General features: G+C 62.0%; 16 protein-coding genes and 1 tRNA gene. 11 read left to right on the top strand and 6 right to left on the bottom strand.

Features of this window, described 5'->3' with window-relative positions:
• The first annotated feature begins 9 nt into the window (after window positions 1-9).
• Together AC0L3H_RS21485 and AC0L3H_RS21480 are read left to right on the top strand one after the other, a co-directional pair.
• Window positions 10-984, top strand: coding sequence for an ABC transporter permease subunit (locus AC0L3H_RS21485; RefSeq protein WP_473586816.1), 975 nt, complete (start codon window positions 10-12; stop codon window positions 982-984).
• On the top strand, window positions 981-1799 hold the full coding sequence (locus AC0L3H_RS21480; protein ID WP_473586815.1) for an ABC transporter permease: 819 nt from the start codon (window positions 981-983) through the stop codon (window positions 1797-1799). The genes AC0L3H_RS21485 and AC0L3H_RS21480 overlap by 4 nt, the downstream gene beginning before the upstream one ends.
• A gap of 68 nt (window positions 1800-1867) precedes the next feature.
• Here the strand turns inward: AC0L3H_RS21480 and AC0L3H_RS21475 are convergent, their stop codons facing one another.
• Window positions 1868-3718, bottom strand: a complete 1851-nt coding sequence (locus tag AC0L3H_RS21475) for an AsmA family protein (RefSeq protein WP_473586814.1) — start codon at window positions 3716-3718, stop codon at window positions 1868-1870.
• A gap of 299 nt (window positions 3719-4017) precedes the next feature.
• On the opposite strand from AC0L3H_RS21475, the gene AC0L3H_RS21470 reads away from it, so the two are divergent.
• The gene (locus AC0L3H_RS21470) at window positions 4018-6012 is read left to right on the top strand and encodes an acetoacetate--CoA ligase (RefSeq protein ID WP_473586813.1); all 1995 of its coding nucleotides are present in this window, start codon (window positions 4018-4020) and stop codon (window positions 6010-6012) included.
• 378 nt (window positions 6013-6390) lie between these two features.
• Here AC0L3H_RS21470 and AC0L3H_RS21465 read toward each other — a convergent pair whose 3' ends face one another.
• Window positions 6391-10065, bottom strand: coding sequence for a PAS domain S-box protein (locus tag AC0L3H_RS21465; protein ID WP_473586812.1), 3675 nt, complete (start codon window positions 10063-10065; stop codon window positions 6391-6393).
• A 254-nt stretch (window positions 10066-10319) separates the two neighbouring features.
• Between AC0L3H_RS21465 and AC0L3H_RS21460 the strand changes: the two genes are divergently transcribed.
• On the top strand, window positions 10320-10778 hold the full coding sequence (locus AC0L3H_RS21460) for a phasin (protein WP_027156321.1): 459 nt from the start codon (window positions 10320-10322) through the stop codon (window positions 10776-10778).
• 442 nt (window positions 10779-11220) lie between these two features.
• Window positions 11221-11297 (top strand) — tRNA-His (locus tag AC0L3H_RS21455).
• A gap of 220 nt (window positions 11298-11517) precedes the next feature.
• Here the strand turns inward: AC0L3H_RS21455 and AC0L3H_RS21450 are convergent.
• Window positions 11518-12969: an acetamidase/formamidase family protein gene (locus tag AC0L3H_RS21450; RefSeq protein ID WP_473586811.1), complete on the bottom strand. Its 1452-nt coding sequence runs from the start codon at window positions 12967-12969 to the stop codon at window positions 11518-11520.
• Window positions 12970-13298: 329 nt separating this feature from the next.
• On the opposite strand from AC0L3H_RS21450, the gene AC0L3H_RS21445 reads away from it, so the two are divergent.
• Window positions 13299-15614, top strand: coding sequence for an acetamidase/formamidase family protein (locus AC0L3H_RS21445; protein ID WP_473586810.1), 2316 nt, complete (start codon window positions 13299-13301; stop codon window positions 15612-15614).
• 42 nt (window positions 15615-15656) lie between these two features.
• On the opposite strand, the gene AC0L3H_RS21440 is transcribed toward AC0L3H_RS21445, so the two are convergent.
• From AC0L3H_RS21440 to AC0L3H_RS21430, 3 genes are all read right to left on the bottom strand, one after another.
• The gene (locus tag AC0L3H_RS21440) at window positions 15657-17564 is read right to left on the bottom strand and encodes a putative bifunctional diguanylate cyclase/phosphodiesterase (RefSeq protein ID WP_473586809.1); all 1908 of its coding nucleotides are present in this window, start codon (window positions 17562-17564) and stop codon (window positions 15657-15659) included.
• A gap of 231 nt (window positions 17565-17795) precedes the next feature.
• Window positions 17796-19280: an ROK family protein gene (locus AC0L3H_RS21435; RefSeq protein WP_473586808.1), complete on the bottom strand. Its 1485-nt coding sequence runs from the start codon at window positions 19278-19280 to the stop codon at window positions 17796-17798.
• Window positions 19281-19542: 262 nt separating this feature from the next.
• Window positions 19543-20448, bottom strand: coding sequence for a tagatose-bisphosphate aldolase (locus tag AC0L3H_RS21430; protein WP_091595244.1), 906 nt, complete (start codon window positions 20446-20448; stop codon window positions 19543-19545).
• 284 nt (window positions 20449-20732) lie between these two features.
• On the opposite strand from AC0L3H_RS21430, the gene AC0L3H_RS21425 reads away from it, so the two are divergent.
• From AC0L3H_RS21425 to AC0L3H_RS21405, 5 genes are all read left to right on the top strand, one after another.
• Window positions 20733-21638: a sugar-binding transcriptional regulator gene (locus AC0L3H_RS21425; RefSeq protein WP_473586807.1), complete on the top strand. Its 906-nt coding sequence runs from the start codon at window positions 20733-20735 to the stop codon at window positions 21636-21638.
• Between the two features lie 466 nt (window positions 21639-22104).
• Window positions 22105-23085, top strand: coding sequence for an ABC transporter substrate-binding protein (locus AC0L3H_RS21420; protein ID WP_473586806.1), 981 nt, complete (start codon window positions 22105-22107; stop codon window positions 23083-23085).
• A 96-nt stretch (window positions 23086-23181) separates the two neighbouring features.
• The gene (locus AC0L3H_RS21415) at window positions 23182-24234 is read left to right on the top strand and encodes an ABC transporter permease subunit (protein WP_473493458.1); all 1053 of its coding nucleotides are present in this window, start codon (window positions 23182-23184) and stop codon (window positions 24232-24234) included.
• Window positions 24227-24982, top strand: coding sequence for an ATP-binding cassette domain-containing protein (locus AC0L3H_RS21410; protein WP_023800331.1), 756 nt, complete (start codon window positions 24227-24229; stop codon window positions 24980-24982). Before AC0L3H_RS21415 ends, AC0L3H_RS21410 begins: the two co-directional genes overlap by 8 nt.
• Before the next feature lie 489 nt (window positions 24983-25471).
• Window positions 25472-25714 carry a DUF768 domain-containing protein gene (locus AC0L3H_RS21405; RefSeq protein ID WP_027156330.1) on the top strand — a complete coding sequence of 81 codons (243 nt, stop codon included), beginning with the start codon at window positions 25472-25474 and terminating at the stop codon, window positions 25712-25714.
• Window positions 25715-25890 lie beyond the last annotated feature (176 nt).

Below are 25890 nucleotides of genomic sequence, written 5' to 3'. Positions count from 1 at the left end.
GGGGCGGCCATGTCGAATGCCGCTGTCACCGCTGCAACAAGCTCTCGAGCCACCGCTGCCGGCAAATCCGCCCTGGCCAGAACGGGAGAGGCCTTCGTTGGCCGTCTTGTCATCCTCATTCCGTATCTCTGGCTGGTCTTCTTCTTCCTCATTCCGTTCGTCATCGTCTTCAAGATCTCGCTGTCGCAGACCGCGATCGCCATACCGCCCTACACACCGGTGCTCGGCTTCGGCGACGGCCTTGCCGGTTTCTTCGCCCAGCTGAATGAGCTCAGCATCGACAACTACACATGGCTGACGCAGGACGCGCTCTACGTCAACGCCTATGTGACCAGCGTCATCGTCGCCGCCATCTCGACGGTGCTGACATTGCTTGTCGGCTACCCGATCGCCTACGGCATGGCGCGCGCCCCGGCGATGCTGCGCCCGACTTTGCTGATGCTGGTGATCCTGCCGTTCTGGACCTCGTTCCTGATCCGGGTCTACGCCTGGATCGGCATCCTCAAGCCTGAGGGGCTGCTCAACCAGCTGCTGCTCGCCACCGGCGTAATCAGCCAGCCGCTGATCATCCTCAACACCTATACGGCGATCTTCATCGGCATCGTCTATTCCTACCTGCCGTTCATGGTGCTGCCGCTCTATTCGTCGCTGGAAAAGATGGACTATTCGCTGATCGAGGCGGCCAAGGATCTCGGCTGCCCACCGACCAGCGCCTTCTGGAAGATCACCTTTCCATTGTCGCTGCCCGGCGTCATCGCCGGCTGCCTGCTGGTGTTCATCCCCGCGGTCGGCGAGTTCGTCATTCCCGACCTGCTCGGCGGCTCACAGACGCTGATGATCGGCAAGACGCTGTGGAACGAGTTCTTCGCCAATCGTGACTGGCCGGTGTCTTCGGCCGTCGCCGTCATCCTGCTGTTGCTGCTGATCGTGCCGATCATGCTCTTCCAGCGGGCCCAGGCCCGCGCCCAGGAGCAGGACAAATGAACCCGACCTGGAGCCGCTTCAACATCACTTCGATCGTGCTCGGCTTTGCCTTTCTTTACCTGCCGATCGTCCTGCTCGTCGTCTTCTCTTTCAACGAATCGAAACTGGTCACTGTCTGGGGCGGCTTCTCGACCAAATGGTACGTCTCGCTGTTCCACAACCAGGGCCTCATGGACGCCACCTGGGTAACGGCCCGTGTCGCCGTCATCTCGGCCACCGTGGCGACCGTGCTCGGCACGCTGGCGGCTCTCACCTTGACGCGCTACACGCGCTTCAAGGGCCGGACGCTGTTTTCCGGCATGGTCTTTGCGCCGCTGGTCATGCCGGAAGTCATTACCGGCTTGTCGCTGCTGCTGCTCTTCGTCGCCGTCGGTCTCGACCGCGGTTTTGTCACCGTCACGCTTGCCCACATCACCCTGACCATGTGCTTCGTCGCCGTCGTCGTGCAGTCGCGCCTGATCACGTTCGACCGCTCGCTCGAAGAAGCCGCGATGGATCTTGGCGCGCCGCCGGTGAAGACCTTCTTCCAGATCACGCTGCCGGTCATCATGCCGGCGATCGTGTCCGGCTGGATGCTGGCGTTCACACTGTCGCTCGACGATCTGGTCATCGCCAGCTTCACTTCAGGGCCTGGCGCCACCACGCTGCCGATGAAGATCTACAGCCAGGTTCGTCTCGGTGTAACGCCGGAGATCAACGCCGCCTGCACCATCCTGATCGCGGTTGTGGCGGTCGGCGTCATTATCGCGTCGCTCGCCAACAAGCGGCGCAAGGTCCAGCGCCAGCGCGACGAGCAGGCCGCTCGGCGTGGGTGACGAAAGGGGCGGCAGCAGCAAAAGCCGGCAGGAAGCACTTCTGACGACGACCGCAGCAGCTTTGTTGCCTACTCGCCGGATACCCCGCGGCTTATCGGCGAAATGAACGGCGTGCTCCACGTTCCGCCGATGAAGAACGAAGACTGGTTGGGACCTTGGCTATTTGTCTGCGTGGCTGGCTGGTCCGCCTGAATGATGCCGCCGGACAGCGCCAGCCCGCGCCCGGCATAGGAGGCGATGCCGGAAAGCCAGATCTTGTACTTCGCCGAATTCGCTTCGGCCTTGTCGATCTTCGCCACACCGTTCGAAATGCTCGCCTTGAGTTCGGCCCCGTCGATCGGCAGCGTTCCGTCGGAGACATCATCGAGCGCGAAGAACCCGCCCTGTTCATTGTGTTTGAGAAACGCCGGCAGGTTGAACCGGCTCAACGCGCCCTGGCCGAATTTCGCCGAAACCGAGCCGTCGGCGTTTTCGAAAATGGAATCCCAGGTTCTGCCCGGCCCCTTGAGGATGACCGAAACGGTTCCCGTGCCGATCGGCACCAGTCGCGTCATTCCGGCTGCGGTGCCAAAAGCGCCGCCGTCGATGTCGGAGGCGAGCAGCCTGATCTCGACCTGCGTGCCTTCCGGCTTGCGGTCGAAACGAAGACTGCTCTGGATGTTGCCGCCAAAGGCCGATGCATCGGAAATATCGAAGACGGCAAGACCGTTCTTGACCTGGGCGGTGGCGGCGACGTCGGCAAGCTGGATGGCGCCTGCGGTGGCCTGCGCTGCCGACAGTCTGAGATCGAGATCGATGCGGTCGGCGACGCTTATGTCGATTTCGCCGGGGCCAGCGCCGTTCGCGGGCGCCAGGGGTGCGAAGGCGGAGAGAAACGACCGCAGGTCGAGCGTCTCGAAGGCGAGCGTACCGGCGATCACTGGCCGCGCCTCGCCAAAGGAGAAATCCAGCGCACCCATTCCCGGATTGTCGTCCAAGGCGATCTCGGTGTTTTCGAATTTAATGCGGCCGGAGGTCGCCGTGAGCTTGCTGGAAACGGAAACCGAGCCAATTGCTGCGCCCGGCGCGATGCCGGCCCGCGACCATTCGAGCGCGCGCCTGAGCGAGGGTGCGGCAAATTTTGCCTGGCCGTCGAAATAGGCATTCTCGGACATGCTGGCTACGCCGTCGAACGAAAAACTGGCAGGGGCCGCCTTGAAGGAGAGCGTCATCGGCGCCGCACCTCCGCCAAACAGCACCAGCGGGTTTGACGACGCGGCATCCACGGCGACGCTTTCGCCGCGCCAGATCCCGGTCGCCGACAGCGTCGCATTGCTGTTCATTGCGGCCCAGTTCGCCTGGCCGCTCAGGCTGCTCAGTATCTCAGCGTCCTTGCCATCGACCGAGGTCACCACGCGGCCGTTCCTGAACTCCACGGTGCCGAACGGATCAGTCGGCAGCTTGCCCAGGTCCGGCTTGGCTGGATTGGCGCTGACAACGGCGCGAGCGATGTCGATGGATCGGGTGATGCGCCCGCCCGAAGGCAGGGCGGGCAGGAAAAATCCATGTGCTGCGCGTTGAACCCTGATCGTCGGCCGGATCAGCCGCGCCGTCGAGAACACCACATTGCCACGCAACGCCGCCATGGCGGAGAGATTGACCTCGACCCGTTCAGCCTCGATCACCGGCGGCGCGTCGGTTTCTGTCCATTGCGAAAGCGTCACGTCGGCCAAGATGGCACGGAAATTCGGCCAGACCTCGATCCGTGGCGCGCCGTCGATGGTGACCCTGAAACCGCTCCACGCACTCATTTCCCAGGCGATGCGGTCGCGCACGATACGGGTCGAGGCGACGAGCGGCAGGGCGGCAACGGCCAGCGCGATGACCAGCACGGCAACGCCGATCGCCCATATTCCGCGCCGGATCAAAGGTGATGGCATGTCGCCCCGTATGCTTCCGTTCCGACAAAAAATCGCCCGACGGGTGTAACCCCAGTCGTTTACCTACGACTTAGGGCTGACGCATTTCAAGTCTTTATGGCCCAGCGATGGCATTTGCGCATATCCGCGTCGCTCGGCCGAACAAAATCTTGCTCTGCTGCGCTGCGATATGCATAAGCGATGCCAATGCATGTCGCCAAAATGCGCAACGTTTTTGGATAACGACATGATAATAACAAAAGTCTAAAGCGCGTCGCGTGAATCTCTTCAAGCGTAACGTGCTTTAAGGAGGAACGATCATGGCTGGCGACGCACCGCTCTGGATACCGACCAAAGACCAGATCGACGCGGCGCCGATGACCGCCTTCATGCAGGCCGCGGCGGCCGCAACCGGCAGGTTTTTTTCCTCCTACGGCGATCTTCATCGTTGGTCGATCGACGATCGCGAGGCGTTCTGGAGCCTGGTCTGGGACTTTTGCGGGATTGTCGGCGACAAGGGCGCCAATGGGGGCGCCAGCGGCGGGATCAGTGGGGGCGAGCACGTGCTCGTCGATGGCGAGAAGATGCCCGGCGCCGCCTTCTTTCCCGACGCCAAGCTTAACTTCGCCGAGAACCTGTTGATAAAAACCGGGCTCGGTGACGCCATCGTCTTTCGCGGCGAGGACAAGGTCGAGCGCCGGCTCTCCTGGAACGAGTTGCATGCGCTGACCTCGCGGCTGCAGCAGCTTTTCCTGTCGCTCGGGGTGAAAAAGGGCGACCGCATCGCTGCCATGATGCCCAACATGCCGGAGACGGTCGCGGCAATGCTGGCGACAGCCTCGATCGGCGCCGTGTGGTCGTCCTGCTCTCCCGATTTCGGCGAGCAGGGCGTTCTGGACCGGTTCGGCCAGATCGAGCCTGTCGTCTTCATCGCGCCCGACGGTTACTGGTACAATGGCAAGGCGATCGAGGTTGCCGACAAGATCGCGGCCGTTGCGGCAAAGCTCGTCACCGTCCGCAAGATCCTGATCGTCGACTATCTCGGCACGTCGACCGATGTGGCGGCGACCATCGAGAAGGCGACTGCGCTGGACGAGGCGGTCTCATCCTTCGCTGCCAAGTCGGTCACCTTCGAACGGTTGCCGTTCGCGCATCCGCTCTACATCCTGTTTTCTTCCGGAACGACCGGCATTCCCAAATGCATTGTCCATTCGGCCGGCGGAACGCTGATCCAGCATGTAAAGGAAGAACGGCTCCACGCCGGCCTGCTCGACGGCGACCGCTTCTTTTATTTCACCACCTGTGGCTGGATGATGTGGAACTGGCTGGTCTCCGGCTTGGCGTCGGGCGCAACCCTTCTGCTTTATGACGGGTCGCCCTTCTACCCTGACGGCAACGTGCTGTTCGACTTCGCCGACGCAGAGAAGATGACCTATTTCGGCACCTCGGCCAAATTCATCGATTCCGTGCGCAAGGCCGGCCTCAGGCCGATCAACACGCACGATCTTTCCAGCGTGCGCACGATCTCCTCCACCGGCTCGCCACTGTCGCCGGAAGATTTCCGCTTCGTCTATGGCGGCATCAAGAAAGACGTGCATCTCGCCTCCATCTCCGGCGGCACCGACATCGTCTCCTGCTTCGTGCTCGGCGTACCGACCCAACCGGTATGGATCGGAGAGATCCAGGGACCCGGCCTCGGCCTCGCCGTCGATGTCTGGGACGACGACGGCCAGCCGCTCAGGCAGGAAAAGGGTGAGCTCGTCTGCACCAAGGCGTTCCCGGCGATGCCGATCGGCTTCTGGAACGATCCCGAAGGCAAGAAATACCACGCCGCCTATTTCGAGCGCTTCGACAATGTCTGGTGCCACGGTGACTTCGCCGAATGGACCGCCCATGGCGGCCTGATCATCCACGGCCGTTCCGACGCGACGCTCAACCCGGGCGGTGTGCGGATCGGCACGGCGGAAATCTACAACCAAGTCGAGCAAATGCCGGAAATCCTGGAAGCGCTGTGCATCGGCCAGGATTTCGACAATGATGTGCGGGTCTTGCTGTTCGTGCGGCTGGCTGCCGGCGTTGAACTCGACGCCGAGCTGGAAAAACGCATCCGGGCGAAAATCCGCAGCGGCGCGAGCCCGCGCCACGTGCCGGCTAAAATCGTCGCCGTCGCCGACATTCCACGCACCAAATCGGGCAAGATTACCGAGCTTGCGGTGCGCGACGTGGTGCATGGCCGTGCCGTCAAGAACAAGGAGGCGCTGGCCAATCCCGAAGCGCTCGAGCTGTTCCGCGACCTGCCGCAGCTGGCCGATTAGTTTCTCGAGGTCAAGACATGCGATCCGTCACGCGTTCAAACGGAGCCGAGCATGGTTAACGAAATATCTCGCTCGAATTTACCTAGATTTCATGAGTGGTACACATTGGTAAATTATTCGCGGTGCCGGTAAGGTTTTGTTAAGGGCCGACATCGATAGTCGTGCGTAACTTGAGGGAGAAATCCCGTTCCTCTAAATCCCCGGAGGATCTGAATTCGCTCAAGCCCCCGATGTACAGCAATCGATCATTCAAGGCGTCCTGTTGGACGCCTTTCTTTTGTGTGCCGAGCATGAGCCAAAGTGGACACCGGTTTTGGGAAATCCGGTGCTTAAACAAAGAGATAGAGCGGCGACACGGACGACTGAAGATCCGCTGCCCTAATCCGCCAGCACGCGGGTCGACGGGAAGGCGACTTCGACCAGGGTGCCCTCGCCGGGTGTCGAGTTGATGGTGAACCGGGCCCGGTTCGCCTCGACCATGGCCTTGGTCAGCGGCAGCCCGAGACCGGTGCCGTCACCGCGCCCGCGCTTAAGCGCGTTGAGCTGCTTGAACGGCTTGAGCGCCTGCTCGATCTCGGACTGGCTCATGCCGATGCCGGTGTCGCGCACGCGCATCACGACGTCGCCGGAGTTCTCGTAGGCTGTCGATACGATCACCTGGCCGCCGGCCTGCGTGTAGCGGATGGCATTCGACAGGATGTTCAGCGCGATCTGGCGCACGCTGCGCAGATCGGCCACCACTTCCGGCAGCCGGGAGGCGAAGCTGGAGCGGATGATGACACGTTCGCGGTTGGCTTGCGGCTGCATCATCGCCACCGTCTCGGCCAGCGTGTCGTTGAGCGACACTGCCTCATAGGCCATCTCCTGCTGGCCGGCCTCGATTTTCGAAATATCGAGCAGATCGTTGACCAGGTCGAGCACATGGTTGCCCGACCGGTTGATGTCGCGCAGATAGTCGCGGTAGCGGTCATTGGCGACCGGTCCGAATTTCTCGTCGACCATCAGCTCGGAGAAGCCGATGATGGCATTGAGCGGCGTGCGGATTTCGTGGCTGATACGGGCGAGGAAGTCGGTCTTCTGCGAGGAAGCGCGCTCGGCCACGGCGCGCGCCTGGGTCAGATCCTCTTCGGCCCGCTTCCACTGGGTGATGTCGCGCACCACCGCGCAGAAACCGCTGTCGTTGGGCAGCCTGCCGATGGTCATGAACAGCGGAATGAAGCGCCCCTGCGCCTCGCGTCCGATCACCTCGCGGCCGTCGTTGAGCACGCTCGCCACGCCGGGCTCAGACAATCCGTCGAGATAGTCTCGCGCGGCGCGCTGGCTTTCGATCGCGAACAGCGAGACGAAGGGTTTTCCGGTCACCTCGTCGCTGTCGAAACCGAACAGCGCCTCCGCCGGTCGGCTGATCGAGCGGATCGTTCCGTCTCGGCCGATCAGCACGACGCCGTCGGTCGCGGTGTCGATGATGGTGCGCATCTCGGCAATGCGCGCCTTGAGCTCGAAAGTGTCCGGCTGCGTCTGGTCGTCGGCGGCACCTGCTGCCTCGTCGTCGCCGGAACGGCGCACGACCAGCATCAGCGACTTGCCGCCACGCCATGGCACCGAGCGCAAAATGGCCTCGATCGGGAATTCCTGATCGTCACGCGTCTTCAACCGCAGCGCGTGGTCGGTTCCATCGGAGGCGCTGCCGTCGTAAGGATCGGCAAACAGCGCGTCGAGGCCACCGGCATCCTCCAGCTGGTCGAGCGTGTCATAGCCGGTCAGGCTGAGGAATTCCTCGTTCGCATAGTGAAGGTCGTCGCCGGAATGGATCAGCAGCGGCACCGGCAGCTTGCCGAGGATCGAAATGTCCGGAGCCTTGTTGTCGTCCGCGGTCGAAAAAGCCGACGGCACGAACCCTTCGAGCTTGAGCGGCGGCACCGGCAGGCGCGGCCGCTCGACCGTCGCCGGCTCGACGTCGCCGGCATCGCCGATGCCATCGGTTGGCGAACCGGTTTCGCCGTCATCGGGTCGCGCCGAGTCCGCGCTGTCTTCTGCATCGCGGAAATCGGCGGCCGTCATGCTGTCGGCGTCTTCGGCGATCGATCGACTGGCGGCGTCGGTGGGCTCAACGATCTCCTGCGCCAGTTTGTCCGGCTCGGAGACCGGCGCACCGTCGCTATCGTCGGCGACATAGTCCCGGTCGGCGTAGTCGAGCAGCGAGCCTGAGATGTCGGACACGGTTGCTTGCGGCTGCTCACCGTCGAGCCTTGCGACATCCTTCTCGTCTTCGACATCGGTTTCGGTCGGTTCCGCCGCAGCCGGCTCTGCCGCAATTGCGGCAGCGGGCTGTTCGGTCGGGGGATTGTCCTTCTTGAGCCGTTCGCCGATCTCACGGAATGCACTGCGTTCCAGCGTCGACAGGCCTTTGTCGTTGGCCGGCTGCCTGTGCTCCGCCAACCGGATCACCTTGTCGGCTAAGCGCCGCTCCGGCTGCGGCACGATGGTCAGCGCCGGCACCTCGCCCTGGAACGGGTCGGTTTCGTCAGGCGTTTTGGCGACTTCCGGCTCGACGGCCACGGGGACGTCGGCATTGGCGACAAGCGCCATGCCGATCGCTTCCGGATCGACCACCGCATCGCCGGTGCGGGCAACGCCGAAACCGCGAAAGCCCTCGAAGGCACGGCTGCGGCCGTAGACGGGCAGCGCCGCTAGGTCGACGGGTATCTTGAAATCGGTGCCGGCAACCGGCCACAGCACCGAGCGGCCGGACCAGGTATCGCGTCGGTCGAGCAGGCCGGCGATGTCGCCGGTCGCATCGAGGTCGAAGGTGGCCGCGACGTCCCTGAAGCGCCGGCCGATCACATCGGCGGCAGGCTTGCCGACGAGTTCCGCGAATTCCGGCGACAGCGCACTGAACCTGCCCTCGGCGTCGGTGCGCCAGACGAAACGCAGGGGCGCCGCCGCGCGGTCGATCGAGAGGATGGCATTTTTGACCGGGGAGGCGGCCCTGACGGCATTTTGTGCGAAGCTTTCCGCCGAAGCATCCGCCTCGACAGGACCGGATGCATCCGGTCCCGGCTTTTGCGCCTCCTCCTCGCTGGCGCTGAAATACCAATGGTCATGCTGTGGAGGTATCCCGCCGGCCGCTTCCGGACCCTGCTCGGTTGAATCAGGCGCAGTTGAATGAGATCCGGTCGAATCGAGCCCAGTGGAATCGGGCCCACTGGAATCGGGAACATCATGGTCCGCCGACAGCGAAGTGTTTTCGTCGGCTGCCGCAACTGTCTGCGCTGCCGCAGCCGTTTTCGCGACTGTTGCCGGCGGGTTGTCCTGTTGTGCTTTTGGCTGGACTGCGGCATCGGCCGCCGCTCCCGCGCTGGGCTCGCCAGCGGGGGCTGCTTCGAAGTCCAGCTGGTTCTCGTCGATCACCACCAGCAGGTGCCGCTCATCCGTCAGCCGGGCGAGGCCGGCCGGGTAGGAAGCGGTGCCGCCAGGAACGAGGCGTTTGACGATGCGACCGCTCTCGTTCGCAACATCGGCGACAAGCGCTGCCAGCGTTTCGGGCAGGATGCCGAGTGCCGAAAAACCATCGGAAGCGGCCTCTATGTTGCCGTTGGCATCGAGGAAGGCGATAAAATGACCGTCTTCGGTAAAGCCGCTGATGGCCCGAGCGGCAAGCTCGGCGGCGCTGCGCGAGCCGGTCTGCGTCGCCGGCACCGCCAGCATGATGGCGTTTTCGCCGTCAGGCATTGTCACCGCGCTGGCCAGAAAGCCAACCGCGCGGCTGGTCAGCCCGGTTGCCAGCCGCACCGTGATGGCGCGGTCGCGGCCGATCTGTGGAAAACCGCTTGTCGCCATGATCTGGCGCCTGGCGATCGGCGGCAAGCCGGCCGATGCGCCGATGATCGCCTCGATGTCGGGGTAGCCGAACACCGCTGCCCCTGGTCCGTTGGCCCAGGTCACCTGTTCGAGGTCTGCCGACAAAAGGGCGATCGCGTCGCCGGCGGCAAAGCGCTGGCGGACCGCGTCGAGCACGGCGACGTCGAGGAAGGAGTAGTTTTCAGACGGCATGCGCTTTGGGAACCCTTACGAAGCGGGCAGTTTGCAGTTAACGCTTTGTTAATAAAAGCCGACGGTGCGAAGGTCCACAAGCCATAGCGTGCAACCGCCGGAATCTCTGGGCGCGTGGTTAACGCTGGGAGAGAAAATTTATGGTGCGCTGCAACAAAGATATTGCAATGCACAAGATTTGCCTTTATATTGCCATCATACATGAACGAGACGGCTTTCCTATCGAAGCCGCTACCACTGCAAAGGATGGAAAATTGTCCAGGACCAAGACCGCTGATACTATCGAGAACGTTGAATTCCCGAGCTTCGACGCTTCCAAGGCCACCGACCAGATCCGTGCTTTCGCCGAAAAGGGCGTCGAGCAGTCGAAAGAGGCCTATGCCAAGCTGAAGACCGGCGCCGAAGACACCCAGAAGGCTCTTGAGTCCACCTTTGAGACCGCCAAGACCGTTTCCAACGACCTGTCGCTCAAGACCATTGCCGCTCTGCGCGCCAATACCGAAGCCGGCTTGTCGCATTTCGAAGCTCTGATCGGCGCCAAGTCGCTGTCGGAAGTCGTCGAACTGCAGACCGCATTCCTGCGCAAGCAGGTCGAGATGACTGTCGAGCAGGCAAAGGATTTCCAGACCGTCGCCTCCAAGGCGGCCGAGGACGTCTCCAAGCCGATCAAGACCGCCTTCGAGAAGGCGATGAAGGAAGTTAAGATCGCCTAATATTTGCGCATAATTCGAAGATGCAACAAAAGGTCGCATTTCTTCGAACAGGATTATGTGAGATATAGTGGTCTAAGCGAATACCCGGCGGGTGGAACCTCCTCCCTCTGCTCTCCGGGATGACCAGCCAGCACCTCCTCCCGCTGGCTCGGAACAGGAAAAGGCCGGCACCTCCTCCCGCCGGCCTTTTTCTTTGCCCGGCGAAGATGATGTCGGTGCCGGAGCACCCTTTGCCTACAGCGCCGGGCGCCTTCCTGGACGCGCAAAGCACGCTGCGGAACCCTGGGATTTTGCGCATGATCCCCAGCGAAATCGATTCTGATTTTCCGGGTCATGCGCGGCCAAAAGCCTTGAATTAAACTCCGATAGCCCGTATGGACGCATCGCCGAACGACAGAGCGGGTCTCGGAGGATGAACGTTCCATCCCGCTCAGGCGAACGTGCCGTTGTAGCTCAGATGGTTAGAGCGCCGGATTGTGGATCCGGAGGTCGCTGGTTCGATCCCAGCCAACGGTACCATTGGTGCACGGTCGCCTTTGGCCGCTTCTCTTGGCTACAGATGTCCGTTCTTACGGAGGGACCGGTCGGTGCATGTTGCGCAAAAGCATGCCCTCGGGCCTGACCCGATGGTGCGCAGCGTAAAGCGCGTCGCATGAATTCCTTCAAACACGACGCGCTTTAGCCTTTGTCGAGCTTCCGAGTAACGGCGATGTGATGCGAGATTTAGTTACCCACCATCTCAGGCGACACGTGCGGCGAAGATGTCCTTCTTCACCACCGCATGCACCCCCCAGTTTCCATCGACGACCTGGGTGATGCCGAAGTCTACTCCGATCGACATCAGGGAAATTGCCTCGTCCTCTGTCAGTCCTTTGGTTGTCATGAGGAAGTGGCGCATCTTCCGGAACGCATCGCGCAGCGCCCTGTCGACAGACGACTTCGAATAGATGTCGCTCTGAGCGGTCGGTCCCAGTTCCTCAAGATAGTTGGCGTAGGAAAACCCATGCACCAGCCAGTCCGTTTGCGTCTCGAGCATGGGGTAGTTGAGCTCCTCGAGTGGCGTGCCGGCTAGGTCCGCTTTCTTGTGCAAGATGAGTTGGAATGTGCCGGTGAGCGAGCATTCGATCGCCGTCCCGCATAATTCACTGTCGCCTTGGCTGGCATGGGGATCACCGACCGAGAGCAGCGCGCCGTCGACGGAGACCGGATAATACATCGTGGCGCCCTTGCCGATGCGCCAGTTATCGATGTTGCCGCCGGTGTAGCTCGGCGGGATGGTGTCTACCACGTCCGCTTCTTTCGGTGCCAGTCCGATCGTGCCAAAATGCGGGCGAATGGGCAGTCTCACGCCCTTCAGCACATCGTAGTTTCGTTTGGTCAGGCTGTGGTCGACCGGAACCCCGGGATAGTCGATCGTGTCATGCCTGACGCCGAACGGATCGGTCTGCGGCACCCATTGGAAATTGTAGACCGCTTCGGCCCAGCTTTTGCCGCCGGCAACGTCGACCTCGTAGATGGTGACGACCTCGCGCTTGGTGCCGCCGAGCAGGTCATTGTAGTGGAAGCCCCAATTGGCCGCCGCATTGGAGCCATATGATTTGCCGCTGAACTTGGGATTGCCAGAGGGACGCGGCCCGCAATCGAGAATCCGCACCTCTAATATGTCGCCCGGCTCCGCGTTGCGGACATAGACCGGGCCGGTCATGATGTGCACGCCCTGCCCCTCACCAGAACCTTTCTTGTACTTGGCCGGGTCGGTAGGGCCGGCACCGCGGCGGTCGACGCCCTTCTTCTCTTTCGTCCAGAGATAGACGCTCTCTGCACCCTCGTCGCCGTCAACCATGCGCTCCAGGTCATCGCCCGCATGGTGGGTGAGCGACTCGATCGTGACGATGTCGCCGGAATTGACCTCGATGCGCGGCTTCAGTGATTTGCTGAAGTAGCCCCAATGCACGGTCTCGGCGTTGGCCGGCAAATAATGATAGCCGCGTTGTGCAGGCAGCTTCGATGACGTGGCCTGCGCAAGTGCGGGTGTGACCAGCGAGATGCCACCGGCGCCCAGCGTGGCCAGACCGCTGGCCGCGAACAGGCCCCCCTTCAGAAAGCCGCGTCGCTCGGCATTTAGATCTTGCTTCAACTTGTTGTAGTGAAGCTCGAAATGCGGACAGCTGATATCATCGCCTTTGCACATGAACAGTCCCCTTGTTTTTGTTGGAAGGAATGTGCGCGATTTTATGCATCACGCGCGCCATCGGCAATCCAGCCAGCCGGCCGCGAAATCAATGCATCGCGCTGTTGCCTAAATAAATACGGGTCAATTCAATGGCTTACGCTCACGCCGGCAAGACCGGCGAGCTTGAGCTCCGCCTGGTGACAGGGTAAAGTCAAGAGATTGTTCGCATGCGCACAAATACTGTCGCTGGCGTCGCGCTAAAGTGAATCTCGGCGGGCGGGTCGCCTGATGGACGTAACGCGCCCCGGAAAGGCCGCTGCAGTATGCAACAAGGACCCTCTTCTCTTATGGTTGCGGCTCTGCGATCGATCGACCATCTGCCCCTCGAACACCGCGACAAGGCGTGGCTCGACTGGTTTGAGGAGCTTTCGCTTTCCGCGTCTGTCGACGACCAGCCGATCCCGAGAGGCACCATGCACCTGCGGGCAGCGAACGCCACCACGCGCCTCGCCGACGTCTCTGGTACACCCCAGCGCATCGTGCCGATGCGCCGGGACCACGGGATTCTATTCGCTCTTATCGTTGCTGGGCGCGGGCGTCTTGTCGCCCCGCACCAGGCGTTCGATCTCGCTGACGGCGACATGATGGTGCTCGGCACGGCCGACGACTGGTCTATGACCTTTCGCAGTGACTTCCGCGCGTTCATACTTCAGGCGGCCGCCGGTCCGCTGGAAGCACGGCTGGGCCGCAGCGGCATCCGCTTGCCGAAGGTGCTAGGCAGCACCGTCGTCGCTGCGGTTGCGAAATCCGGATTGCGAACGCTGGGCTCCAATCTCGAGACTTCCGGTGCGGCCGATCTGACCGCCGCCGAAGTGGCTTTGACGGAACTCGTGGCAAGCGCCCTGCTTGGCGAGGTACGTGAGCCCGCTGGCAGCCTGACCGGGGTGCAAACGGCGCATTTCAGGCGCGTCGCGGCGACGATTGACGCCCGGCTGTCGGACCCGGATCTTGCCTTGGCCCTGATCGCGAGACTGGAAGGGCTTTCCGTACGCTACGCGCAAAAACTGTTCGAGGGGCGCGGCGAAAGCTTCTCCGAATATGTGCGCCAGCAGCGCCTCGAACATTGCCGCATCGACCTGGCGGATCCCAACCATGCACATGAAAGCGTGGCCGCGATCGGACAGCGCTGGGGCTTTCGCGATCAATCGCATTTCAGCCGCACTTTCGGCGCGACGTTTGGAATGAGTCCCAGGCAGGTGAGGCGCGCCAGGTCGCAGACGGAGGAGGCTTATCCGCTGCGCGGCAAACCGGACGGCCGCAAGTCGGCGGCGGCGCGGCCGGCCCCGATGCTGCAGGCCGCTATGGATCGCCCGCCAACGGCAAGAGCGCGCGAACGCAGGGACCATTGGCATTTGCCAGCAACAGCGGAGACCGTGCATTGGGGCTTTTTCAGCCGCTCGCTGCCGCCGGTGTTGCGCGTCGATTCGGGCGACTCAGTCACCGTTGAGACACTCACTCAGCACGCGGGCGACGACTGGCAGCGGATGGTGGCGGGTGACAGCGGGGCTGAAAGCGTGTTCGATTGGTCACCCGAATACAAGCGCGTCGACCGTCGCGGGGCCGGTCCGGCAAACGCTTCCATCTTCGGGCGCGGCGCTGGCGAGGGGTTCGGCGTTCACATCATGACTGGCCCGATCTATGTGCGCGGCGCCGAGCCCGGCGACGTGCTCGAGATCGAGTTCGTCGAAATTCGGCCACGGCCGAGCGCTGCCTTTCCCGGCAAGGCCTTCGCATCGAATGTATCGGCGTGGTGGGGGTATCAGTATCACGACCTTCTGGACCGGGATGCCAAACGCGAAACGGTGGCTATCTTCGAGATCGACATGCGGTGCCCGGCCGCAGCGCGGCCGCTGTACAGCTACGAATGGCAGCCGCAGACCGACCCCTTCGGCGTTGTCCACGCGACGATCGACTATCCTGGCATACCCGTCGACCACAGCAAGGTTTCGCATCGCGACTTGAGTGGTAGCGGCGTGCGCATACCGGCGCGCCTACATTTCGGGTGCATCGCGGTGGCTCCGCGCGAGGCCGACCTGGTCGATTCCATCCCGCCGGGCTATTTCGGCGGCAATATCGACAATTGGAGGATCGGAGCCGGCGCGAAGCTTTATTTGCCCGTTGCGGTTCAGGGCGCACTGCTCTCGCTCGGCGATGGACATTTCGCGCAGGCGGACGGCGAGATCAATGGCACGGGTCTTGAGTGTTCGCTGACCGGCGACATCATCATCAAGTTGCATAAGGCGGGCGAAGGGTGCCCGGCTTTCCTGCGCGGTCTCAACTCGCCGCTCATCGAAACCGAGCACAGCTGGGTGATACAGAGTTTTAGCCATCCCAACTACCTCAGGGACCTCGGCAGCAACGCGCAGTCGGACGTCTACAAGACATCCACCATCGAGTTGGCGCTGCGCAACGCCTTCCGCCAGACGCGCCGATTCATCATGCAGACATACGATCTCACGGAGGACGAGGTGTTGAGCATCATGTCGCTTGCCGCCGACTTCGGCATTACGCAAGTCGCCGACGGAAATTTCGGCGTGCACGCCACGATCACCAAGGCCGTGTTCGGCGAGCGACAGCACAGCCAGCGCACCGCTCGCCCCTGACCACCATGATCAGAGATCACGCAGCGGTTTCATTGATGGCCCTCACAACTCCGTGGCGTGCTCTTTTAGTGTCACCTCAAGCGCCTGGCTTAGCGGCACCGCCTTGGAGAATAGGAAGCCCTGAGCCGTTCTGCAGCCAAGCTTGTACAGAATTTGCCGGTCCGCCTCTGTTTCGACGCCCTCGGCCATGACATCGATCCCGAGCGCCCGACCAAGATCGATCACCGTTTTGACAAGCAGCCGGTCCTCCCGAGACTTGGCCAAGCCGCGGATGAAGCCTTGATCTATTTTCACCTTGCGTATCCGGCTGTCCTTGAGCGACGCCAACGTGGAAAAGCCGGTGCCGAAGTCATCGAGCGCGATGGAAATGCCGGCATGTGAAAGCCGTCCGAGCTTTTCATCCAGTCTTTCCGGATCCACTGGAGATTCTTCGGTAATCTCGATTTCGAACATCGTTGTCGGGAGGTCTTTTGCCGTCAGACCATTCAGAACCATGTCGTCGATATCGCCGGCTTCCAATTCGCGCGGCGAAACATTCATTGCCACACGAACGTCTCGACGGTCAGCTTTCACCAAGCCGTCGATAAGAGCACAACAGTCGGAGAATACCGTTTGCGTTAACAGTTGAAGCATTCCGGTTTCGCGTGCGGCTGTCATGATTTCGGGTGGAGAGATGGAACCATGGATCGGATGGGACCACCTCAGCAGGGCTTCAAAACCGATCACGGCTTCGGTGTCGAGTCTCACGATGGGCTGGAACCAAGGTGCCACCCTTCTCGCCTCTATCGCCGAATGAAGGTCGCGTTCGATGGACTGGCGACGTTGCAATTCCCTGTCGAGTTCGGCATCGAACAGGCGAAATTCGTTCCTGCCACGACGCTTGGCCGTGTAGAGGGCGACATCCGCCCGCAGCAACATTTCCGTCAGCCCCGGCCTTTCAGCCAGGTATATTCCGATCGATGCACCGATCCGGACGGACGCGACCTCACGATAGGGGCTGGCGACTTTGGCTATGATATTGGATGCGAGGGTACTGGGAGAAAGCGAACTCCTGAGTGAGGGAAAAAACAGCACGAACTCATCGCCGCCGATACGGGCGAGCGTTGAGCCTGCCGGCGCTGCCTGCTCTATGCGGCGGGCGATCATGACGAGCAGTTCATCACCGGTCCTGTGACCGTAGGTATCGTTGACAGATTTGAAGCCGTCCAGATCAATCAGCATTGCAACGAACGGGCCGTCCGTATTCTCGAACTGATTGATCGCGTGTTCGAGGCCCCGTCTGTTGAGAAGGGCCGTCAGGTGGTCCTCCCTGGAATTGCGCTCCATTTCCGCCGCAAGCCGCTCCGCCTCATGTCTCAGACGGCTTGCTTCGCGGAAGCGGGCTTGCCCTACAAACGAGCCTCGAACCAAGCCGCCCACGAAGAGCAGAACGGCAAAGGCCAGAATGTAATCTTCAAAGTTGCCTTTCGCCAGCAAGCAAGCCATCGCGATCACAAGCGGCGGCGTGATGAAGTTGATCGCGGCCGCGGCATATGAACTGCCGTATGTAACCGCACCAGCTGAGATGCCCGCCAGAATAATCAGATGCAACGGCGCTTGCGGCGTTGTGTAGCCAACGGTAAGGACGGCAAGAAAGGACCAGGCAAACCCTGACAGAAGAGAAAGGATGCCAAACCAGCGAAGCCGCTGCGAAATCCCTGTTAAATCGTCCTGATCCCCCGTCTCGTTTAGCTGATAACGGGCGAGTCCGAGGCGGGCGGCATTTATGGCATTGATAACCAGGAACCAGATTGCGGCGGCAAAGCCCCCGCCAGAAAAGGCCTGCACCGTCAAAATCAGGCCTGATAGCATAGTGCTTATCGGCATCGATACGAAGAGACCGGCCTTCAGATCAGCAAGCTGATCTCCGAGGATTCTGGCCTCCAGCGCGTTTTCTTTCTTTAGGGCCATAGACCAGTCGGTTCGCTTCCCATGCCGATTCGCAACGTAAGCTTATGCAAGCCCACTGAAGGACGGGTTAACTACTCAGCTTGTATCAGCCTTCTGCGAGGCCTTTGTATGAATCCTCCTCATTTGTGCGGTGATCGAGAACATGGATCGGCAGCATCCTGACGCTCGAGAATAACTTAAGGCGCGTCGCATGCATCCGTTCAAACGCGACGTGCTTGGGGGCTGCGCTGCCTACCTGTCAGCCGCAATCGTCGCCTGCAGCCATTGCGTGATAGCGTCGAAAGCGATCGGTCTGGTCGTGTCGACGTCAAGCAGCGGTCCGCGCCGCAGCGGCTCTGCGCGCTTGGCCAGTTCGATCAGTTCGGGGATGTAGGCCGCGCCGGGATGGCCGGCGGGACGCTGGTCGAGCCTTGCGCGATAGCGCTCGGCCAGAACCTCGCCGGGCGCATGGCACCAGATCTCGGCGGTTTGCTCGACGCCGGCCCTGCGCAGGTGATCCTCGAGCACCTGGCGCGGCTGGAAACCGAACCAGGCGTCGACGACAAATATGGCGCCCGCCGGGGCCTCGCCGACGACCGACCAGATGGCTTGGTAACTGGCGCGGCCGAGTATGCGGTTGAATTCGCGATCGCCGCCGCCGAGCACTTCGAGGAACGGGTTCTTGATCGTATCGAGCGCCAGCAATGGCCAGCCCATGTGCGCGGCGATGCCGCGCGAGACCGTGCTTTTGCCGCTGGCGGGGATGCCGTTGACGAGCACGGCGCGCCGGCCGGGCACGGCGCGCCTGGTGCGATCGAGCCGAGCGGTCGGCAAGGAAACTGGCGAGGCTTGTGCAACCTCTGATTGTGCAACTGCCGCTTGCGCGGCGAGCGCTTGCAGACCGGCGCCGATGACCCCGGCGTCGTCGCCCAGTTGCGCCGCTTCCACCGGGCATTGGTACCAGGGCGCCAGGGCAGGAGCCTTGGCAAGCGCCCGATGGGCCGCCAGGCCAAGTCCGCCGCCGAGCAGCACCAGGTCGGGGTCGAACATGGCCACGGTCGTGTCGATTGCCGCACGCAGCGGCCCGGCCCAGGCTTCCAGTATACCGCGCGCCAAGGGATCGCCGCTCGCATCCCGGGCAAAAAGCTGATCGACCGAAATGTCCGGACCGAGGCCTGCCCGCGCGATGTGCCGGCCAAGTGCGGTACCTGAGCTTGTGGTTTCAACGCAGCCGCGCCGGCCGCAGACGCACGCTTCGCCTGATATGTCGACGGTGATATGGCCGAGCTGCCCCGCCGTCCCTTTTCCGCGGACGATCCGCCGGTCCTGGACCACGGCACCGCCAATGCCGGTCCCGATCGTGAACATGACGATGCTTTCATGGCCTCTGGCAGCGCCGAGGGCCATTTCCGCCACCAGTGCCATGTTGCAGTCATTGTCGATCACCACGGGCTTGCCCGCCAGGCTTTCCAGTCGTTGCGCAGGGGAGACCGAGGCGAGGTTGACATAGCCCCCTGACAAGACCGCGCCAAGCCGCGCATCGACGCGGCCGGGGACGCCGATGCCGACGGCCGCAACTTCGGGACAATCGAGCCGGCGCACCATTTCGGCGATCCGGGAGAGCACGAGCTCGGGGTCCGGCGCGCTTTTCTCGGAAATGCGCTCGAGGATTTCGCCCGTGCCGGAAACACGGGCGGCGCGCAGATTGGTGCCGCCGATATCGATTCCTATGGCCATCGAACCAGAGCCTGTTCCATTTCGACTAAATCGAAATGGGGCTCTATCTCTTTGTTTGACCATGATCTTCTCCGAAAACCGGTCCCCACTTTTCGGGATCATGGTCAGAGGCATGACGTCCCGTGCGTGCCTGGTGTGAACGTCGGATAACTACAGCGCCGCGCATCCTGGTGCGCACAGGACGCTATAGTACTTTTATTTGATTCTTTTCGAAGATCGACTACGATTTTGCATCGCGGACCTTCGGTTCTGGGTCATCGAGCTAAGCGGCTTTCTGCCGGTAATTTCCGATCACCGCCTGAAGCTCGCGCAATCTCGACACCGCGATAGTCCTGAGCCTTTCACGCTGAATGTCACGGTCGAGCGAGATGCAGTCCTTCCACAGCGACCGGCCGGCGATGACGCCTGACGCGCCGTTCCTCATCGCGATCTCGACCTGGCCCAAAAAGGTTGCGTGGTTGACGCCGGCGGAGAGGACCGCCCAGGGCACCTCGCCAGCCATGCTGCTGATCCTGGCGCAGGCTTCCGGCGTTCCGGGATAAGGAAGCTTGAGCACCTTTGCCCCGCATTCCAGCGAAATACGGGTGCCCTCTTCGACGAGCCAGGGGATCTTGGCCGTATACTCTTCAAGGCTTTCCGCTTCGAGCTGATAGGTCAGGAACTCGACGACGAGCAGGAGGTCCTCTTGCGCGAAATCGGCGATGCATTGGCGCAGAATGGCGACATTATGCTCGTTCGCCTCAGGCCTGTCGGGCCTGAGATAGACCATGATCTTGCCGCCGGTGCCGCCGAGCTCGCGCACGCGGCGCGCGCCGATGCCGGGAACGAGACGCGAAAGGCGGTAGCCGGCAGGCGAGACGTCGAAGCCCGAAGCGTCGAGGCCGATGAGCAGAGCCGTATCGCGGCTCAGCACCCCGTCATCGACAACCCGCGGCACCGCGCAGAGCGGGTCGAGCAGCACGCAGGATGCCTGGCTGGCGAGGTATCGCGTGATGTCCGACTTGGTGTCGCCCAGCATGTCGTTGGTGATCTTGGCCTGTTCTTCAGGGTCCGACGCAAGCAAGCTTCGCATGCCGCCGCGCTGGTCACAGGCGATGGCCATCATCGCCCCGTCCTTGCCGCATATCTGCTGGTAGCCGCGCAACTCTGCGGTCGTCATCTTTGTCATGGGTCTTCTATCCGATGTTGGCGCCCATTCACCGGGGCGCAGATCAGTGGAAACAAGAAAGGTTCAGTTTTACCTGCCTCCCGACAGGAGGTTTTGCCGCTTTGCTGTGCTATCGGACCGAGAAATTCGGCCTTGGCCGCAATCTGCCGTGGAAACCAGCCTACGTTGCGAGTCAGCCGGATTTGCGCGATAACTCCCATCGGTCGATGGGTCTGTAACACATTGCTGAAAGGAATTGCAAGCTGTCTGCACCTCCCGCACAAGATGCAGCCGCATCGCGGACGATGCTGCATACGGTCGCCAAACTGCACTATGAGGCGGACATGTCGCAGGTCGATATCGCGCGGCGGCTTGGCGTCTCCACCGCGACCATATCGCGCCTCCTGCAGCGGGCGAGAGCGGAGGGCATCGTGCGGATCGAGGTTCTCGATCTTGCAACCCCCGAAGGCATCACCACGCAACTGGTCGAGGCACTCGGGCTGCGTGACGCGGCGGTCATCGAAACGCCGTCAGCCGGTGCGCTGGCGGCGCTCGCTGCGCCGCTCGGCGCCTTGCTCAAGCAAGCGGGACTGACGGCCGGCTCGGTCGTCGCCATCGGCTGGGGGCGAGCCATTCGCCAGGTGATCCAGGCAGGCCTGCCGCGCATTCCCGGCGTTCTTACCGTCGCTGCCACCGGCGGCATGCAGCAGCAGGCGGCACATTTTCAGATCAACGAGTTTGTGCGGCTGGCCGCAGAAGAGCTGGGCGGGACGCCGCATTTCATCCATGCGCCCTATCTGCCGTCGTCCGAATTGCGTGAGGTCTTCCTCGGCGATGCGGCCATCCGCGACAGCGTCGCGCTTTGGGACCGGACCGACGTTGCGATTGTCGGCATCGGCCTGCCCCATGCCATCAATCCGCCCGAAGCGAGCGCGGCCACGCTGAGCGAACAGGTCCTGTTTCATGCGGCGGGAGACGTCATCCGCCACTACTTCGACGCCGAAGGCACACTCATCCCGTGGGAGGGGGAGGGCCGGATGATCGCAATGTCGCCGGCCCAGCTTCGAGCCGTCCCGCTGGTGATCGGCGTTGCCGCCTCGCCGGAGAAGGCGAAGGCGATCATAGGTGCCGCCCGCGCCAGGCTTATCAATGCTCTGGTGACGGACACGAAGACGGCCCAGGCTATTCTCGAGGCTCTCTTGCCCCGATAATGCCGGGCACGCCGATACGTGACATCGGCACAGCTGATCGATTCCAGACCGATCGACACCAAACCCGCAGCCGCGAATCATCGCCGCGAAATCATCAGTTGTGTCGTCAAGGCGTTGGGGCAATAGTCTGCGGGAGGGGCTCTGCGGAGCAGACAGATGGTGTCCGGTTTGAAAGCGTTTCGATCCCGGAAATGTGCGGTTGCAATTTCTTTCAGCAAAGTGTTACAACATTGCGGCTAGGCAAGCATGCGCGCCGAGCGGCGCAGTTTCCTGCACCTTGCGGAGGCTCGTAACGGGACTGCGCATCAGGCTGGTCGGTTTCGACGGTCGATTTAATGACTGGGGCGCTTGGGAGGAGGCTGCCCCATAACAGCAAGCAGGCGAAATCCGCTTCTCGCCGCCAGCACTTCACAGAGCCGGGACGACTCGCAACGGCAAAATCTGCCAACATTAGGAGGAGGATGTTATGAAGAAGATTGTTGCCGCTCTGGCGGCTCTCGCCATCTGCGCAGCGGCGCTGGTCACGCCCGCATTGGCGCAGGACAAAAAATACACCATTGCGCTCATTCCGGGTCTTACCACCGACGGCTTTTACATCACCATGCGCAAGGGAGCCCAAGCGGCAGCCGATGCCCTTGGTGTGACCCTGGTTTTCCAGGGCGCCCCGGATTTCAATCCGGTAACGCAAGTCCCCGTGCTTGACGCGGTCATCGCCAAGAAGCCGGACGCCATCCTGATCGCGCCGACCGACAAGGTTCAATTGGTCGAACCCCTGCGCAAGGCCCATGACGCCGCCATTCCGGTGATTACCGTCGACACCTTCATCGGCAGCGGCGTCTACCAGACCGGCGCAGGCGAGGCGGATTTCCCACTGTCCTATATTGCCTCCGACAACATTCTGGGCGGCGAGATCGCCGCGCGGGCATTGGCCAAGGCCATAGGCGACAAGGGCAAGGTCTACGTTTCGAACGTCAAGCCCGGCATTTCGACCACCGACCAGCGTGAAGAGGGCTTCAAGAAGGAGATGGCGGCCAACCATCCCGGCATCACCGTTCTCGAGACCCAGTTCAACGACAATGACGCCAACAAGGCCGCCTCGCAACTCCAGGCTGTGTTCGCGCGCAATCCCGATCTCGTCGGGGTATTCGGCGCAAACCTGTTCTCTGCGCTTGGCGCGGCGAATGGCGTCCAGCAGGCCGGGCAGACCGGCACCGTCAAGGTCGTGGCGTTCGACGCGCCGACCAGCATTGCCGACAACATCAACTCTGGCCTTGTCGACGTCGCGATTGCCCAGCATCCCGCGGAAATCGGCTATTTCGGCGTCGTGTCGGCCTATGCCCATCTGACCGGCCAGTCGATCCCGGTTGCGATCGGCACCGGCTTCACGATCATGGACAAGGCCAACATCGCCGACCCAAACATCTCGAAATACCTCTATTCCGAATAAGTCCAGCCAGTCTCCTTCCGGCTTGCCGGAAGGAGACCTGCGCCGGGTCGCTTTGACCCAGTTTGTCGGAGGCCGCTCTGCGGATCGGAACCATCCATGACTTCAACATCACCAACCGAAACGCATGTCGCTCCTCAGGCGGATCACGGTGATCCGGCCAGGAGCTGGCTCGCACGCATCGCCGAAGGGCGCGCCTGGCTGTTCCTTGCGGGCCTGATCATCTGTTTCGAGGTCTGGTCGAGGCTCTCCTTTGGCGCGACCTTCGTGCTCAACCCGTTCAACGTGCAGTCCATTGCGATATTCGCCGTGGCGCCGTTGCTGCTGGCGACCGGGCAGACCTTCGTCATCATTTCGGGAGGCATCGACCTCTCGCTGGGCTTCATCATGGGTCTCGCGGCCGTCGTCGCCGCCCATGCCACCAATATGGCTGGCGTCGCCATGCCGGTGCCCCTGGCCATGCTGCTGGGCATTCTGGCGGCCGTGATCGTCGCCGGCGTGCCTGGCGTCATCAATGGCTTGCTGATCTCGCGCCTCAGAATTCCACCCTTCATCGGCACGCTTGGCATGTTTGGCGTGGCGCGCGGCGCTGCCTTCCTGCTGGCCGGGGGCACGACTGTGCCGGTCCAGAATTCCTGGTTCGCGCTGCTTGGCAACGGCAGGTTCTACGGTGTGCCTTATCTCGTCATCATTGCCGCCGTCTTTGTCGTGGTGATGCACTACATCCTGAGCCAGACCCGGTTCGGCCAGCATAACTACGCCATCGGCGCCAATGTGCAGGCGGCGCGCCGCGCCGGCATCGACATCAGGGGCCACATCCTGCGCCTCTACGTGCTTTCGGCGATGTGCGCCGGCCTCGGGGGCGCGCTCTATGCAGCGCGCTTCACCGCGGGCGCCGCCCAGGCCGGCGAGCCCTTGCTGCTGGACAGCGTGGCAGCCGTGGTGATCGGCGGCGCCAGCCTGTTCGGTGGCTCAGGCACCATCTTCGGGACGGTCGCCGGCGCCTTGGTCATCGCGGTCATTCAATACGGGCTGGTTTTCGTCAATGTCGAGCCGTTCTGGCAGTTCATCGCGGTCGGCCTCGTCATCATCATCTCCGTCCTTATCGACCAGGCGCAGCGCCGGTTCAGTGGAGCTCGCCAGGATGAATAGTTCCGAACCAACCACCCCCCTTCTCGAAGTCCGGCACCTTTCCAAGCATTTCGGTGCGGTGCAGGCGCTGAACGATTTCTCCATGGCCGTGCGGCCGGGCGAAGTGGTGGCGCTGGCCGGCGACAACGGCGCCGGCAAGACGACGCTGATCAAGGCGATATCGGGCGTCTTTCAGCCGACCGGCGGCGAAATTCTGCTGAGGGGGCAGCCGGTCACCTTCGCGACGCCGCAGGAGGCGCGCGAAAAAGGCATCGAGACCATTTACCAGGATCTCGCTCTCGCCGACAATTTGTCCATCGGCGCCAATATCTTCCTCGGCCGTGAACCCATGCGCAAGGCTTTCGGTTTCTTGCCGGTGCTCGACCGCAAGGCGATGGCCGTCGCCGCCAAGCAGACGATGGGACGGCTGGACTTCCATGTCAGCCGGCTCGACGCCCCGGTCAGCAATTTCTCCGGCGGTCAACGGCAGGCCGTTGCCATCGGCCGGGCCGTCTATTGGGATGCGCAGATCCTGATCATGGACGAACCGACCGCGGCCCTCGGCGTGCCGGAGCAGCGCAAGGTCATCTCGCTCATCCACCAGCTCAAGGCGCAAGGCCGGGGGGTGATCTTCATCTCGCACAATCTGCAGGATATTTTCGCCGTTTCCGACCGCATCGTCGTGCTGCGCCGCGGCATCCAGGCTGGCGAGCGCAAGATCTCGGAGACCAACCATGACGAAGTCGTCAAACTGATGGTTGGCGGATAGGCCGAGCGCCCGACCGATTTCCGGCGAAATATGCTCGCCCCCGACGATGACAAAATGACAACCAGATACGCTCGGCGCGGCGGAAAGAAGCAGGTCGGCCAGCAGAGTCGACATTGCCTGAGGATGTCACTATATAGCGGCGGCTTTGCGCGTATCCTAGGGTTGCGCAGCGAATGGCGCCGCAAACGTGCCGCGTAATGTGATACCTATTGTCATACAAATTGACTGGATTGCCGGAAAATAACAAGTAGAAACAATGGCGCGATCCGGGACCTGATCCCAGTCAACGGTGCCAGTCTGCTCAGGAAAATAGAATCTCCTTCAGAATTAGAACGTGCTTTTGAACCTTCGATTTCCGTCAGCCCTGTGGAGCTTGGGCAAGATCGGCTTGCCGGGTGACGGCGACTCGGTTGGAATAGGAGCGTGCATCTTTTTGGGGATGCCGGCGTTTATGATTACCAACCGGCGCAGCCGCCAGGGAACAGCAGCATGAGCGAACACGCGATCGAGTTCTTGCAGGAGTGGATCGGCGAAAAGGTCCACTGCCAGTCCTCGCTGGACAGGATCGAGGAGCAGGCCGAGACCCTCGCCAAGGAATGCGCGGCGAAGGCGGCTGAGGCCGGCATACCGCTGGAGGATATCCAGGAAGAGGTCGGCGACATTCAGGAACTAATCGCGTCGAGGTTGGAAGAGGCGGCTGAGGCCGACCAGGACGAAAAGAATTCGGACTAATGCATGTCGCCCAAAAGTGCGCAGCGGTTTTGGGATAACCACATGCATAAAACAAAGAACTAAAGCGCGTCGCATGAATCCCTTCAAACGCGACGCGCTTTAGAGCGCGATGATTTTAGGTTGGGACATAGCCGGCCTCGGTGAAGTAGTTGGCGCATTCCTTTGATGTGACGGTG

This window comes from Mesorhizobium sp. WSM4816, assembly GCF_055811535.1.
This window is presented reverse-complemented; position numbering and strand designations above follow the sequence as displayed.